This window comes from Flavobacterium branchiophilum NBRC 15030 = ATCC 35035 (assembly GCF_002217205.1).
Classification (GTDB): domain Bacteria; phylum Bacteroidota; class Bacteroidia; order Flavobacteriales; family Flavobacteriaceae; genus Flavobacterium; species Flavobacterium branchiophilum.
On the sequence record NZ_MUGT01000043.1, the window covers coordinates 1 to 13,720 of the forward strand.

General features: G+C 33.1%; 14 protein-coding genes. 9 read left to right on the plus strand and 5 right to left on the minus strand.

Annotation, left to right across the window (positions count from 1 at the left end):
- The first annotated feature begins 451 nt into the window (after positions 1–451).
- Entirely contained in the window at positions 452–1,441 is a 990-nt protein-coding gene (locus B0A58_RS05795) for a TlpA family protein disulfide reductase (protein ID WP_089080250.1), read from the plus strand.
- Between the two features lie 4 nt (positions 1,442–1,445).
- On the plus strand, positions 1,446–1,943 hold the full coding sequence (locus tag B0A58_RS05800; RefSeq protein WP_089080251.1) for a nuclear transport factor 2 family protein: 498 nt from the start codon (positions 1,446–1,448) through the stop codon (positions 1,941–1,943).
- Between the two features lie 18 nt (positions 1,944–1,961).
- On the opposite strand, the gene B0A58_RS05805 is transcribed toward B0A58_RS05800, so the two are convergent.
- Positions 1,962–2,573, minus strand: a complete 612-nt coding sequence (locus B0A58_RS05805) for a hypothetical protein (protein ID WP_089080252.1) — start codon at positions 2,571–2,573, stop codon at positions 1,962–1,964.
- A gap of 585 nt (positions 2,574–3,158) precedes the next feature.
- On the opposite strand from B0A58_RS05805, the gene B0A58_RS05810 reads away from it, so the two are divergent.
- The 6 genes from B0A58_RS05810 to B0A58_RS05835 all read left to right on the plus strand — a co-directional run bounded on the left by B0A58_RS05810 (position 3,159) and on the right by B0A58_RS05835 (position 9,343).
- Positions 3,159–3,866, plus strand: a complete 708-nt coding sequence (locus B0A58_RS05810) for a DUF6252 family protein (RefSeq protein ID WP_089080253.1) — start codon at positions 3,159–3,161, stop codon at positions 3,864–3,866.
- A 146-nt stretch (positions 3,867–4,012) separates the two neighbouring features.
- Positions 4,013–4,366 (plus strand): RNA recognition motif domain-containing protein, encoded by a 354-nt coding sequence (locus B0A58_RS05815; RefSeq protein WP_014083179.1) that lies wholly within the window; start codon positions 4,013–4,015, stop codon positions 4,364–4,366.
- 204 nt (positions 4,367–4,570) lie between these two features.
- On the plus strand, positions 4,571–5,548 hold the full coding sequence (locus B0A58_RS05820) for a pyruvate dehydrogenase complex E1 component subunit beta (protein WP_089080254.1): 978 nt from the start codon (positions 4,571–4,573) through the stop codon (positions 5,546–5,548).
- Positions 5,549–5,627: 79 nt separating this feature from the next.
- On the plus strand, positions 5,628–8,114 hold the full coding sequence (locus tag B0A58_RS05825; protein WP_089080255.1) for a DUF5686 family protein: 2,487 nt from the start codon (positions 5,628–5,630) through the stop codon (positions 8,112–8,114).
- Positions 8,115–8,726, plus strand: a complete 612-nt coding sequence (locus B0A58_RS05830) for a DNA-3-methyladenine glycosylase family protein (protein WP_089080256.1) — start codon at positions 8,115–8,117, stop codon at positions 8,724–8,726.
- A gap of 86 nt (positions 8,727–8,812) precedes the next feature.
- Complete coding sequence (locus B0A58_RS05835) at positions 8,813–9,343, plus strand: inorganic diphosphatase (RefSeq protein ID WP_014083175.1); 531 nt, start codon at positions 8,813–8,815, stop codon at positions 9,341–9,343.
- A 112-nt stretch (positions 9,344–9,455) separates the two neighbouring features.
- Here the strand turns inward: B0A58_RS05835 and B0A58_RS05840 are convergent, their stop codons facing one another.
- The 3 genes from B0A58_RS05840 to B0A58_RS05850 all read right to left on the minus strand — a co-directional run bounded on the left by B0A58_RS05840 (position 9,456) and on the right by B0A58_RS05850 (position 11,884).
- A complete protein-coding gene (locus B0A58_RS05840) occupies positions 9,456–10,508 on the minus strand; it encodes a mannose-1-phosphate guanylyltransferase (RefSeq protein ID WP_089080257.1) in 1,053 nt (350 codons plus the stop codon).
- Positions 10,509–10,585: 77 nt separating this feature from the next.
- Positions 10,586–11,191, minus strand: coding sequence for a SprT-like domain-containing protein (locus tag B0A58_RS05845; protein ID WP_014083173.1), 606 nt, complete (start codon positions 11,189–11,191; stop codon positions 10,586–10,588).
- Positions 11,192–11,206: 15 nt separating this feature from the next.
- Positions 11,207–11,884: an SDR family NAD(P)-dependent oxidoreductase gene (locus tag B0A58_RS05850; protein WP_089080258.1), complete on the minus strand. Its 678-nt coding sequence runs from the start codon at positions 11,882–11,884 to the stop codon at positions 11,207–11,209.
- 326 nt (positions 11,885–12,210) lie between these two features.
- Here B0A58_RS05850 and B0A58_RS05855 point away from each other — a divergent pair, with 326 nt between their 5' ends.
- Positions 12,211–12,780: a GNAT family acetyltransferase gene (locus tag B0A58_RS05855; protein WP_089080259.1), complete on the plus strand. Its 570-nt coding sequence runs from the start codon at positions 12,211–12,213 to the stop codon at positions 12,778–12,780.
- Here the strand turns inward: B0A58_RS05855 and B0A58_RS05860 are convergent, their stop codons facing one another.
- Positions 12,781–13,161, minus strand: a complete 381-nt coding sequence (locus tag B0A58_RS05860; RefSeq protein WP_133063077.1) for a hypothetical protein — start codon at positions 13,159–13,161, stop codon at positions 12,781–12,783. It abuts the gene before it with no gap.
- Between the last annotated feature and the right edge of the window lie 559 nt (positions 13,162–13,720).

Here is a 13,720-nt window from a genome sequence, read left to right on the forward strand (position 1 = left end):
TTTGCGTGAGGGATAGCAGTGGAAATCCTTTTTTGTTTTTTTTCTTTAAAAAAACAAAAAAGATTGCAACGAATAGCCCGACCCGTAGTTTTACGGAGGGGCACGCCCAAAAATATAAGATTTTATGTTGGTTTTCAATTGGTTCTTTTTTGCTAAAATGAGTCAAAAAAAATAGTTCCGTAGCCCAGCTATGCAACGATTTTTTTTGAAAATTTTTTCTAAAAAAATAACTACCCATCTTTGGACTATTTTATAAATATATTTGATATAAACATGTTGCAACAACGAATTGCAATTGGTTGAAAAAAATTCAAAATAATCTCATTTTGCAATTCAAATAAAGGGAATAAAACAAGTATTGGCAAACTTCAAAATGTTAAAATTGAATCAAAACCCATTTTCGTATAACTTTTTTTGCTAATTTGCACTTTCAAATCAAATACTTATTAAGATGAAAAAAATAGCTATTGCCTTGTTATCCTTTTTGAATGTTGCAGCATTTGCCCAACAAAAACTCCATTTTAAAGCAACAATAACCAACAGAAACCATGATTACATTGTTATTTTAGAAGATGACAAAACCATTCAAAAAATAAACCTCAACAAAAATGGTGTGTTTGATGCCACATTTGATGTTAAAGAAGGATTTTATAATTTGTATGATGGGGTCGAATATACCCAACTGTTTTTAAAAAACAACTATGATATGCATCTTAAAATGGATGCCAAACAATTTGACGAAAGCATTCATTATGAAGGAATTGGTGCCAACGAAAACAATTTTTTAGCCCAAAGTGCCTTGAATGACGAAAAATTCGATTTAAAAAGTTTGTTGAGTTTAAACGAAAATCAATTCCAAGAAGCCATCAATAATAAAATAAAAAGCGATATTGAGTTGTTAAAACAAGCCCAACTGGACCCCACTTTTACAAACATTAAACAAAAAAGTTTAGAGGAGAGCAAAGTATATTTTACAGACTTTTACAAACAAGTAATTGCCAAAAAAGCACTCAATAACAGCCCAGCTCCTTCTTTTGACTATCGCAATATCAATGGAAAAAAAACCAAACTCGAAGACCTAAAAGGGCAATATGTGTATATCGATGTGTGGGCTACTTGGTGTGGGCCTTGCCGAGCAGAAATCCCTTTTTTGAGCAAAGTTGAAAAAGAATTTCACCAAAAAAACATTGCTTTTGTAAGTATTTCAATTGATGAAGAAAAAGATTTTGAAAAATGGAAAAAATTTGTTACCAGCAAAAACTTAGGTGGTATTCAACTATTTGCAGATAAAAATTGGAATTCCGATTTCATAACTAGCTTACAAATTAATTCCATTCCAAGATTTATTTTGATTGATCCATCAGGAAAAATCATCGATGCAGACGCTCCTCGCCCATCCGACAACAATTTAATTCAAAAACTGAACCTTTTATTGCAATAAAAAAATGAACAGATTCCTAATAATCATTTGGCTTTTCTCCAGCAATTTATGGGCCCAACAAAAGGACATAGCCCAACAAAATATCAACAACACCCTCAATCAATGGCACAAAGCAGCTGCAGAAGCTCGTTTTGACGATTATTTTAATGTACTTACAAACGATGCTATTTTTATAGGAACAGATGCTACCGAAAATTGGAATAAACAAGCTTTCAAAGATTTTTCAAAACCCTATTTCGACAGAAAAAAAGCCTGGCATTTTGAAGCCATACAACGAAACATCTACCTTTCCGACAACCAAAAAATGGCATGGTTTGATGAATTACTAAGCACTCAAATGAAAATTTGTAGAGGCTCTGGAGTGCTACTATTAGAAAACGGACAATGGAAAATCAAACACTATGTTCTTTCGATGACCATTCCAAACGATAAAACCAACGAAGTAGTAGCGTTAAAATCAGCTTTAGAATCTGAATTAATACACACACTTACAAAACCTTAAACAGCAAAACTCCAATTTTTAAACCCAATAATACCCCAACAAAACCCCAGGCACAGCTCCAACCGTAAGCCCCACCAAAAGCTCTTTTGGGGTATGTGCCTTCATAATCAATCTGGACGAAGCTACAAAACCACAAGCCAACACATTTAAAGCAATGATTAACAATCTATTAGTCTGAAAATGCCAACTCAATTGTCCTACAAAAATCAAAAGGGCCACTACCCCAATTTGGTGCAAACTCGCCTTGACATTAAAAAATAACAACATCAAAACCAAACAAGCACTGAGGAGCCCCGCCACAAAATAATAAAACAATTCTGGTGTTTTATCAATAGATATACCATTTTTCAACAAAGAAACAATCAAAATAATTTGCATAAAAACCGGCCACTTTCGTTGATGAACATTACACGTCATAAAAGAATCCACTTTGCCCAATGATTTTAACAAAAAATAAAACGTAATGGGCACCAATATCGTGATGATAACCACTTGAACCAAAAGCAAATACTGCTCCAAATCCAACATACTTATCACACTATCGCTGCCCCACAAAAAATAGCATGTCCCAAATGTTGGAATGAAAATAGGATGAAAAAAATAAGAAAATAACATTATAAATTTTTTCATATATATATATTTTAATAAAACGACCTACAATATGGGCGTGCCCCTCCGTAAACTCTGGGTCGGATTATCCGTTTCAAACAAAGTTCATTGAACTCCAAAAGAAATATAATATTGTGAAATAATCTTTTTTGCTCCAAAAAAGGGGGCAAAAAAGGATTTCCACTACTATCCCACACGCAAAACAACCCAAATTCACAACAACCAATGTACTCCAATTAATATAACTATCCGCAACTAGTACTATTTCATAACGTAAATTAGTTTTCTTCTCTTTGCGAGTTCAATGCCATCCAAAAAAAGCATACCCTTTAATTGAACTATTTTTGTAAGCCTAATTGACATCATAGCCCAACACGACACATTATTGTCGAGCAAAGGTATTTGAAAAAAATAATATTTTTTGAATTAAAAAAGGTTAATTAAAAAAAAAACATTATTTTTGTATAAGTAAATATTTGTTGAGACAAAATGTTCCTCAAATATAAAAAAAATTAAAAAAGTAAAGCTTTAAAACAAAAATAAGCCAATAATAAACTGATATAAATAACAATTAGCCCAACAGCTAAGACCAAAAAAACACATTCTATGAAAAAAATTAGTATGCTAACAGTTGCTATTGTATCGCTTTTGTCGTGTCAAAAAGATATAAAAGTAGATAACCCCACTTTTCAAGGCGAAAAAGATGGCTTGTTTTGGCAAGCCAATAGCTTTAAAGCAACCATAAACAGTGCAGGAAAACTAAGCATTACAGGAACAAAAGACAACGAAACACTTACAATTTCTACAAGTAGTAAAAACTTAGGCACCTACACTCTAGGCACTACCGACACCAATACTTATGCCTCTTTTATAACCTCTGGAACCGTAAGCTATAGCAAATATGAAACCGCCGTTACAACAGGAATGGTAAGCAAAGTATTGCTTACAAACGGAGGCACAGGATACACCTCTGGAAGCTCTGTTGGCACAACTGGCGGCACCGGACAAGGATTGCGTGTTTATATTCAAGTATCAAATTTAGGGGGAATAACACAAATAAAAGTAACCTCACCTGGAAACGGCTACAAATCAGGCGATGTAATAACCATAGACAGAGGCACAGCCGTGGGCGATGCAAAATTTATAGTACAAAACGTCATGTCTAGCAATGGCGAAATCATCATCAAAAGTTATGACGGAGCAACTATTAGTGGGGAATTTAAATTTAATGCAAAACTTACTACGGGTTCGTTTACAGATGCGGGAGTATTAAATTACCAACACGGCTTTTTTTACAGAATTCCAATAAATTAGTCCTAATAGACTTCAAAAACACAAGCACTTATCGTACAATAAGTGCTTTTTTATTTTGGTAAAAAAGATTAAATAAAAAAACTAAAAAAAATAGTGCCCGTGAAATAAAATAAGATTACATTTGTAGATATTTAAAAAGAGTACTTATGAACATTTTTGTTGGAAGTCTTCCATTCAGTATTGAGGAAGCAGATTTAAAAGAGTCTTTCGAGGCTTATGGTGCAGTTGATTCTGTAAAAATAATAACAGACAAATTTACAGGTCGTAGCAAAGGATTTGGATTTGTAGAAATGCCAAATGATAGCGAAGCACAAAAAGCTATTGACGAATTGAATGGAGCAACTGTTCAAGGTCGTGCAATTGTAGTAAACAAATCAGAGCCAAAACCAGAAGGCGAAAGAAGAAGTTTTAATAACAACCGTGGCGGAGATTCACGTGGTGGATACGGAAACAACCGTGGTGGAGACAACCGTGGTGGTGGAAACAGAGACAGATATTAATTATTTGTAAAAAAATTAGAAAATAACATTTTATTTTTCAATATAAACCATTCAATTTCATGATTTTATCAATGATTTGAATGGTTTTCTGTTTTTTTTTCAAAATGCAACAACTTTAAATCATATTTTATACATTTTTGTATATTTACAACCATAAAAATATTATTTTTGCTTCATAAAAAAATACAATTACTAAACTAAACTATGAGAACGATACAATTTAGAGAAGCCATTTGCGAAGCCATGAGCGAAGAGATGCGAAGAGATGAATCTGTTTATTTGATGGGTGAAGAAGTTGCGGAATACAACGGAGCCTACAAAGCATCAAAAGGCATGTTGGATGAATTTGGTCCAAAACGTGTAATAGATACTCCAATCGCAGAACTTGGTTTTGCTGGTATTGCCGTAGGTTCTGCCATGAATGGCTGCAGACCCATTGTAGAATATATGACTTTCAATTTTTCGTTAGTAGGAATTGACCAAATTATCAACAATGCAGCAAAAATGAGACAAATGTCAGGAGGTCAGTTTCCAATGCCCATGGTTTTTAGAGGCCCCACGGCATCGGCAGGACAACTTGGTGCCACACACTCTCAAGCCTTTGAAAATTGGTTTGCCAACACCCCTGGTCTAAAAGTGGTGGTACCCTCTACCGTATATGATGCCAAAGGTTTGCTTAAAGCTGCTATCCGAGACAACGACCCCGTAATTTTTATGGAGTCTGAACAAATGTATGGAGACAAAGGCGAAGTGCCAGAAGGTGAATATATTATTCCGATTGGTGTAGCAGACATCAAACGAGAAGGTAAAGACGTAACCATAGTATCGTTTGGAAAAATCATTAAAGAAGCCCATTTGGCAGCCGATGAATTAGCCAAAGAAGGTATTTCTTGCGAAATTATCGATTTAAGAACCGTAAGACCAATGGATTACGACACCATCCTTACATCTGTTAAAAAAACCAATAGATTAGTAGTTTTAGAAGAAGCTTGGCCATTTGCAAGTGTTGCCTCTGAAATAACCTATATCGTACAGGAAAGAGCTTTTGACTTTTTAGACGCTCCAATCCAACGTATTACTACAGCCGATACTCCCGCTCCCTATTCGCCAACCTTATTAAAAGAATGGTTGCCAAATGCGAACGATGTTGTTAAAGCTGTTAAAAAAGTTTTGTATAAATAATTAAAAATATTTTGAATAATAAAATTAGTCAGTCAGAAAAAAAAATTTCAGATTGACTAATTTTTTTAATTTACAGTCCATGAATCTCAAATTTAAATGCTTGTTGTTTTTTAGTTTTTTTGTCCTTACTAATGCCTTTTCACAAACAAAAATTAGTGGTTATGTGGTTGATAAAAAAAATCAACCCGTTCCGTTTGTAAACATTGCTTTCAAAAATTCTACCGAAGGGGTTTTGGCCAATGAAGATGGTCATTTTTATTTGGAATCAACAAAAATGTACCAAACCCTTGTGGCAAGTGCAGAAGGCTATTCCGACAAAGAAATCGCTTTAACAAAATCCGTTCTTTACGATTTTAAAATTGTTTTGTCTGAAAGAGAAAGTTTGAAAGAGGTAGTCGTTTTTAGAGGTAAAACATCCAAAAAAGACAACCCCGCCTTGGTTATTTTAAGAAAAATTTGGGCACGAAAACATCAAAATGGACTTAAAATGTTTCGTCAATACCAATACGACAAGTACGAAAAAGTAGAGTTTGACATGAATTCTATCGACAGTGCTTTTATGAAAAACCGTCTTTTCAAAGGTATGGAATTCATTTTCAAAAAAATAGATACTTCAAAAGTAACAGGCAAAACGTATTTGCCTATTTTTATTAACGAATCCCTTTCAGAAGTATTTGGCGATAATAAAATGGGTAAAGAAAAAGAAGTTTTGAAAGCAAATAAAAATTCTGGATTAAGAAACGATGATGGTGTAAATACATTTATCAAAGATTTGTATTCTAATTATGATATTTATGATAATTATTTAAAATTTTTCGACAAAAGTTTTACAAGTCCTATTTCAAAAACGGGTATAGATGTTTATAATTATGTTTTAAGAGATAGTGCCATAGTGGATAACAAATGGTGTTATAATATTGTTTTTTATCCAAGACGAAAAAACGAACTTACTTTTAAGGGCGATTTTTGGGTAAACGACACAACATTTGCCATAAAAAACATCAATATGGCCGTAACAAAAAGTGCCAACATCAACTGGGTAAAAGATATATATATTGAACAAGAATTTGACGTTGTAAATGATTCTGTATTTTTGCTTTCAAGAGATTACATGATGTCAGATTTTGCACTAAATAAAAAAGAAAAGTCAAAAGGAGTTTATGGCAAACGCACTACTTTATTCAGAAACCATCTATTTGACAAAGAAAAAAATTCTAAATTTTATGATGAAGAAATCAATTTTATAGACAACGAAGTATTTAAAAAGCCAGATGAATATTGGCAAACGAACCGATTTGAAAAGCTAAATAAAGATGAATTAGGTATTTATAAAATGTTAGATACCCTAAAAACAGTAAAAAAATTCAAACGGATGTACAATTTAGCCGCTATTCTTGGTACAGGATACATCAATATTGGTAAGTTTGACTATGGTCCTATTTATTCGACTTTTGGTTACAATGAAGTAGAAGGTGTACGACTACGAGTTGGCGGCAGAACTTATTTTGGCATGAATGATACATGGCGACTTCAAGGTTATACAGCTTATGGATTTAGAGATCAAAAGATTAAATATGGTATCTCTGGAAAATGGATGATGAATCCAAAAAACAGGTTGGTACTATCCGGCGGTTATAGACAAGATGTAGAACAAATTGGGGCCTCATTATCTTCTACCAATGACGTTTTAGGTAGAAGTTATGCTTCGTCTGGTATTTTTAATACCACTGCAAATGGAAAGCTTACTAGCATTCAACTAGCAAATGTTCAATTTGATGTAGAACCTATTAAAAATTTAAATATTAGCATTGGATTTTCTTACAGAACTTTAACCTCTGCTTCAAATACTTTTAGTTTGGATTATTATACAGACATTGCTCAAACAAGTATCCGAAGTACTGTAAAACAGGCTGATATTAATTTTCAATTAGATTTTACGCCCAAGAAAAAAAGCATTGGATATGGTGTAGAACGATCTACAATTGATGATAGATTCAGTAGATTTTTTATCAATTATAGCCATGGATTTAAAGGGGTTATCAATAGCGATTTCAAGTATGACAAATTACAGTTGTTTTACAAAAAACCATTGGCTTTAGGTGCCTTTGGCAATTCGTCTGTTACCATTGAATTAGGTAAAACTTTTGGCACTATACCACTAGGATTGATGAGTGTTGTGCCTGGAAATCAAAGTTATTTTTTAATTGGAAACACATTTAACAACTTAAATTTTTATGAATTAATAACCGATCAATATGCTACCTTAAGATGGGAACATAATTTTCAAGGCAATATTTTTGCTAGAATTCCAATGATGCGAAAACTCAATTGGCGAGAGATTATTGGCGTAAAAGCGGTTGTTGGCTCTGTTTCAGACAACAACAAACAAATCAACGCATCGGGGCTCGAATATATATCGCCAACTACACCCTATTGGGAGTATAGTGCCGGAATTGGCAATATTTTCAAAGTTTTTAGAATAGATGCCAGTTGGAGAGGCAACTATCGCAACATGACTGATGCCAATAATTTTAATGTCAAAGCGTCTTTTGGATTTTATTTTTAAATGGAAACAGCTATTGAATATTTAAAAAACAAAGATGGTATTTTTGAAAAAATCATACATTTGTATGGTGTACCCAAAATACCCAATCGGCCTGAAGGCTTTGAAACATTGGTATTACTAATTTTAGAACAACAAGTATCTGTTGATGTGGCTAAAGCTACTTTCTTAAAATTAAAAAATGGTGTAAATCACATTTTGCCCGAAGTTTTAATTCCATTATCTGAAGCTGATTTTAGACTATATGGTGTAAGCAGACAAAAAGCCAAATACATTCATTGTTTAGCTGAAGCCGTTTTGAATAAGCAAATCCATTTAGACCAACTTTCATCTAAAAACGATGAAACAATCAGAAACGAGTTAATTAAAATCAAAGGAATTGGACATTGGACTATCGATATTTATTTGATGTTTTGCTTAAAATCGCCCGACATCTTGCCTTTGGGCGACATTGCCGTTTCGCATACCATCAAAGAATTAACAGGTTTGACAACTCAAACAGAAATGGCTGCTTATACCGAAAATTGGAAACCATTTCGAACAATGGCTACCTATTTGCTATGGCATTATTACTTAAAAAAACGAAACCGAACTATTAGTTACGATCTTGAATAAATTTTATGCAATAATTTAAGAAATTTTATTGAAAAAAGATATAGATTTGTTACTTTTGCAAACTAAAATTTAGAAAATAAATATATATGACAACAAATACAAAATCAGTCGATGTGTTCATCGAAATTCCTAGAGGAAGCCGCAACAAATACGAATATGACTTTGAATTAAAAAGAATCCGTTTTGACAGAATGTTATATTCTGCCATGTTTTATCCTGCCGATTATGGATTTATCCCTGAAACTTTAGCATTAGATGGCGATCCATTAGATGTATTGGTCTTGTTTACAGAACCTACGATGCCAGGAATTTTAGCAGAAGTAAAACCAATTGCAATTTTTAGAATGGCAGACGACAAAGGTCCAGACGAAAAAATCATTTGTGTACCAGTTGCAGATCCGATTATGAATAAACTAAACGATATTTCTGATATAAACGAACACACCATAAAAGAAATTGAACATTTTTTCAGAGTTTACAAAGATCTTGAAAACAAATCTGTAGATGTACAAGGTTGGGGTGATGCTTCTGAAGCATTTGCAATGATAGCAGAATGTTCTGAAAGATTTCAAGGTTTAGATCAAGCTAAAAAAGACAGTTATTCTATCATTTTATAATATCTTAAAATAATCCATAAACACAATGTTGTTTATTAATAAATAACACAAACAAATTGGTTTATTTGATATATTTATCACAAAAAAAAGCCCCAAAATATTGGGGCTTTTTTTATGCTTTTTTAGCAATTTCTTTGATGTTTTGTTCTTTACTTTTTGGATAAATTAACAACACATCATCTTTATCTACAATAATATAATCATGCAAACCATCCACTACTACTAGCTTATTGGGATTGGTTCTAATAATATTGTTTGACGCATTTTCTAAAATCACCCTCGCATTGACTACCGCATTATCTTGCTCGTCTTTTGGCAATTTATCGTACAACGAGCCCCAAGTACCCAAATCATTCCAATCAAAAGTAGCAGGCAAAACAAATACATTAGTTGCTTTTTCTAAAATCGCATAATCTATCGATATATTTTCGGCATTAGAATAATGTTCTTGTATAAATTGTTGTTCCAAGTCGGTATTATAATATTCATATCCATTCAAAAAATGCTGATACATTTCAGGTTGATACATCTTAAAAGCTTCTAAAATAGAGCTAACACTCCATATAAAAATGCCCGCATTCCAAAGAAAATTACGACTTTGCAAAAATTTTCGTGCAGTCGGATAATCTGGCTTTTCTCTAAATTGTACTACTTTTTTAAAAGGTTGCTTTTCTAATTTATCAAACTGAATATACCCATACCCTGTATTTGGAAATGTAGGCAAAATGCCCAATGTCATCAACTGACCTTCGGCCTCACAATAATCAAACGAGCGTTGCAAATTATCTATAAATTGTACTTCATCTTCTATCCAATGATCACTTGGTGCAACAACCATAATTGCATTTGGGTTTCGTTTTTTTATTTTCATCGACGCATACAAAATACACGGTGCAGTATTTCGCATAGAGGGTTCCAATACTATTTGCGCTGCCGTAACCATTGGCAATTGCTTCAATATCAAGTCGTTATAATACTCTTGTGTCAAAATCAAAATATTTTCAGCAGGTATCAACTTAGACAATCTACTAAATGTTTTCTGAATTAAAGTTTCGCCAGTACCAAGCATATCATGAAACTGTTTTGGGAAATCGGTCGTACTCACAGGCCAAAACCTCGATCCAATTCCGCCAGCCATCAAGATGGCATAATAATTTTTATTCATCATAGTCATTTTGAATTGGCAAATCTATTCTAAATTTTTCAATTTTTCACATTAAAATTCACCTTGTTTATTGAAATTTATTGAATGTCAGTCAATAATTCTACTTCAGCATTCGGATTAAATAAATACAAACGACCACTACTCACTTCCAAACATTCGTATCTTTTGGTGCGAACGGCAATTTTTTTAAAAATTTTTCCATTTGATATACGAAAAAAACTACCATAAGGCAATTCAAATACAAAATGCAAATCGTTTTGAGGATCAAATTGTTTTAATGCCAATGATAAGGTAGCATCTCTGTCGCTACTGGCTGCGGGGTTTTTAAAATGCCTAGCCAATAAAGGCAACAACGAACTCGGAAAAATTTCGGGTCGAATAAAAGGCAACATCGTATGCTGAAAAGTGTGTTTCCATTCAATCCCATGAGGTTTAATGTGCCGGCCATATTTTTCAAATGCCACCAAATGAGCCATCTCATGTATCAATGTAATCAAAAACTTATACGGATTCAAATTAGAATTGACGGTTATTTGATGCCGCCCGTCCAATGCCCGCCTGTAATCGCCATGTCGGGTTTGTCGTTCATTAACAATTTTCAAATGAACGCCGTGTTTAACAATCAAATCAAAAACAGGTTTTACGGCTTGCTCTGGCAAATATTTTAATAAAATGTCGTTCAACTGATACAAATTGTTTTAAGGATTAGCACTCGAAACTTGCAAAGTTTTGCCATTGTAATAGCGCTGACCTGTCAAGGTAAACTCCATTATATAAGTAGCCATTTCCTTTGCCGTCAATGGTGCTTCATAACCAGGAAAAGCCTCGGCCAACATTTCTGTTTGAACTGCCCCCAAAGCCAGTACATTAAAACAAATTCCCGCCGTTTGATACTCCTCTGCCAACAATTCACTCCAGGTAATCAAAGCCCCTTTACTAGAACTATACGCAGATAGTCCCGCAAATTTTAAACTCCCCTGAATACCTCCCATCGAACTGATAGACACCACATGACTGCCTTTGTTCATATAAGGCAACACAATTTGTGTCAATTGGGCTACTGCAAATACATTTACTCTATAAACCATTTCAAAATCTTCCATGGTAGTCAATTCAAATGGCTTATGAAGCAAAGTGCCCGCATTGTGTACTAAAGCATCTACTGTGTTCATGTTTTCTTTCAAAAAATCTGACACAATTTGCCAATCAGTTGTCTTCGAAAAATCAACAGACAAACAACTAATGCCTTCTATAGCCATCAAAACTGGCGAAATTTGTCTAGAAAGTGCCAAAACCCGATGCCCTGCCGCAGCAAATTGTTGTGCAAGTTCAAATCCAATGCCTCTACTAGTACCCGTAACGATTATATTTTTCATTTATATCAATTAATTATTTCAAGTAACCACTCCAAAAGATTCAAAACAAACAACCTTTTCTATAATAGTAGCTTCTTGTTGGGCGTGCCCCTCCGTAAACTACGGGTCGGGCTATTCGTTTCAATCTTTTTTGTTTTTTAAAGAAAAAAACAAAAAAGGATTTCCACTGCTATCCCTCACGCAAAAAAAAACATAACACTAAAAATAATGTTAGCAAATCGACAGCCGCATTTTAAAAACAGTCCATCAGGGCAAAAATAAGAAAAAAAGATTTGATTTAAAATTAAAAATACTTTCTTTTGTATAAACTTTTATCCCTAAAAAAAATGGCCCACAACATCACTTTCAACATAGCCCAACAAGCAGATATCGAAGGAATTTTAGCACTCCAAGACAAATATTTAGTAACAAACATGTCCGAGGCCGACAAACAAAGAGGTTTTGTTACAACCCCTTTCAGTATAGCACAACTCAATACCATAATAGCCCAAGAAGGTTTGTTTGTTGCAAAAGACAATCAAACAATAATAGGTTATATTTTTGCAGGAAGTTGGCACTATTTTAGCCAATGGCCCATCTTCAACCATATTACAGCGCTGTTCGACCAAATCCAATTTGAAGGCAATACACCAACAATACACAATAGCTTTCAATATGGCCCAATTTGTATCGATATAAAATATAGAGGTACAGGACTTATCAAGCCTTTTTTTGAATTCATGCGTAGTAATATGGTAAAAAAATATCCAATATCTCTTACATTTATCAATCAAATAAACAAACCATCATTTATAGCACACACCAAAAAAATACAATGGCAAGTCATTACAGAATTTAGTTTCAACAACAATCAATACTTTTTATTAGGCTACGACATGAATAAAGAGTTAGTTTAATTAATATATTTTCTTATATAATAAACTAAATTGTTCGTTTTTAGCAGGTAAATTAATTTTAATAGTTTGGTTTTTCATATTCGTTTCACACACAAATTGATGGGTAGCACAAACAAAATGTAATGAAGGTTTTTTATTGTTTTCAAAAAAACACCTCCCATGATGGCACAAAGTATGATGAGGCAAATAATTAAAGAAAAAATTACCATCAGCATCAATAGTCAAATGATATTTGGCAATTCGATTGGAGGCTATGTCCAAATTTTCAACAGCCTGAAGCTGGTAGGTGCCTATAATGGGTACATTTGCAGCAGGGCTAGAAACCGAAAACAAGTGGTAATGAAATAAATAAAAACAAAACAAACCAATAGGAAAAAACATCAGCTTTACCCCTTTTTTTTGTAACAGATTGGTATAAATAGTTTTTTTGGAATATAGCAGGATGATCCAAAACACAAAAGTAATAAACAATAAAATAAAAAAAACCGTACTCATTTTTTCTTTATTAAATACTATACCAAATATACGTGTAAATTTGAGGTAAAAACAAAAAAAACAGATACATTCAGTACGTGAAAAACTGCCGTTAATTATTTTTCAAAAATAGTAAAAAAATAAAATAAAAATAGTGTTTATTTACAAATTATCATAAATAAAAAGGGAATTAATCCTCTTAATATATTATCTAAAAACATTTCGATAACTCCTTAAGAGCCGCAAATGGAATCGGTTTAACTCATTGGATTTTATTTTTTATAGGTATTCGTTGATTACAATTCATTGCTCGGCTTACAGGTACAAGGATATGCTAGATGTTGAGAGAAGTTTTATTTGTTCATTTCGAGTCTCAATTCCTGTATTTTCTCAATTGTTAAACTTGTCAATTTAGAAATTAATTCATTTGATAATCCTTCAATAATCCCATTTTTTGCAATTTCAA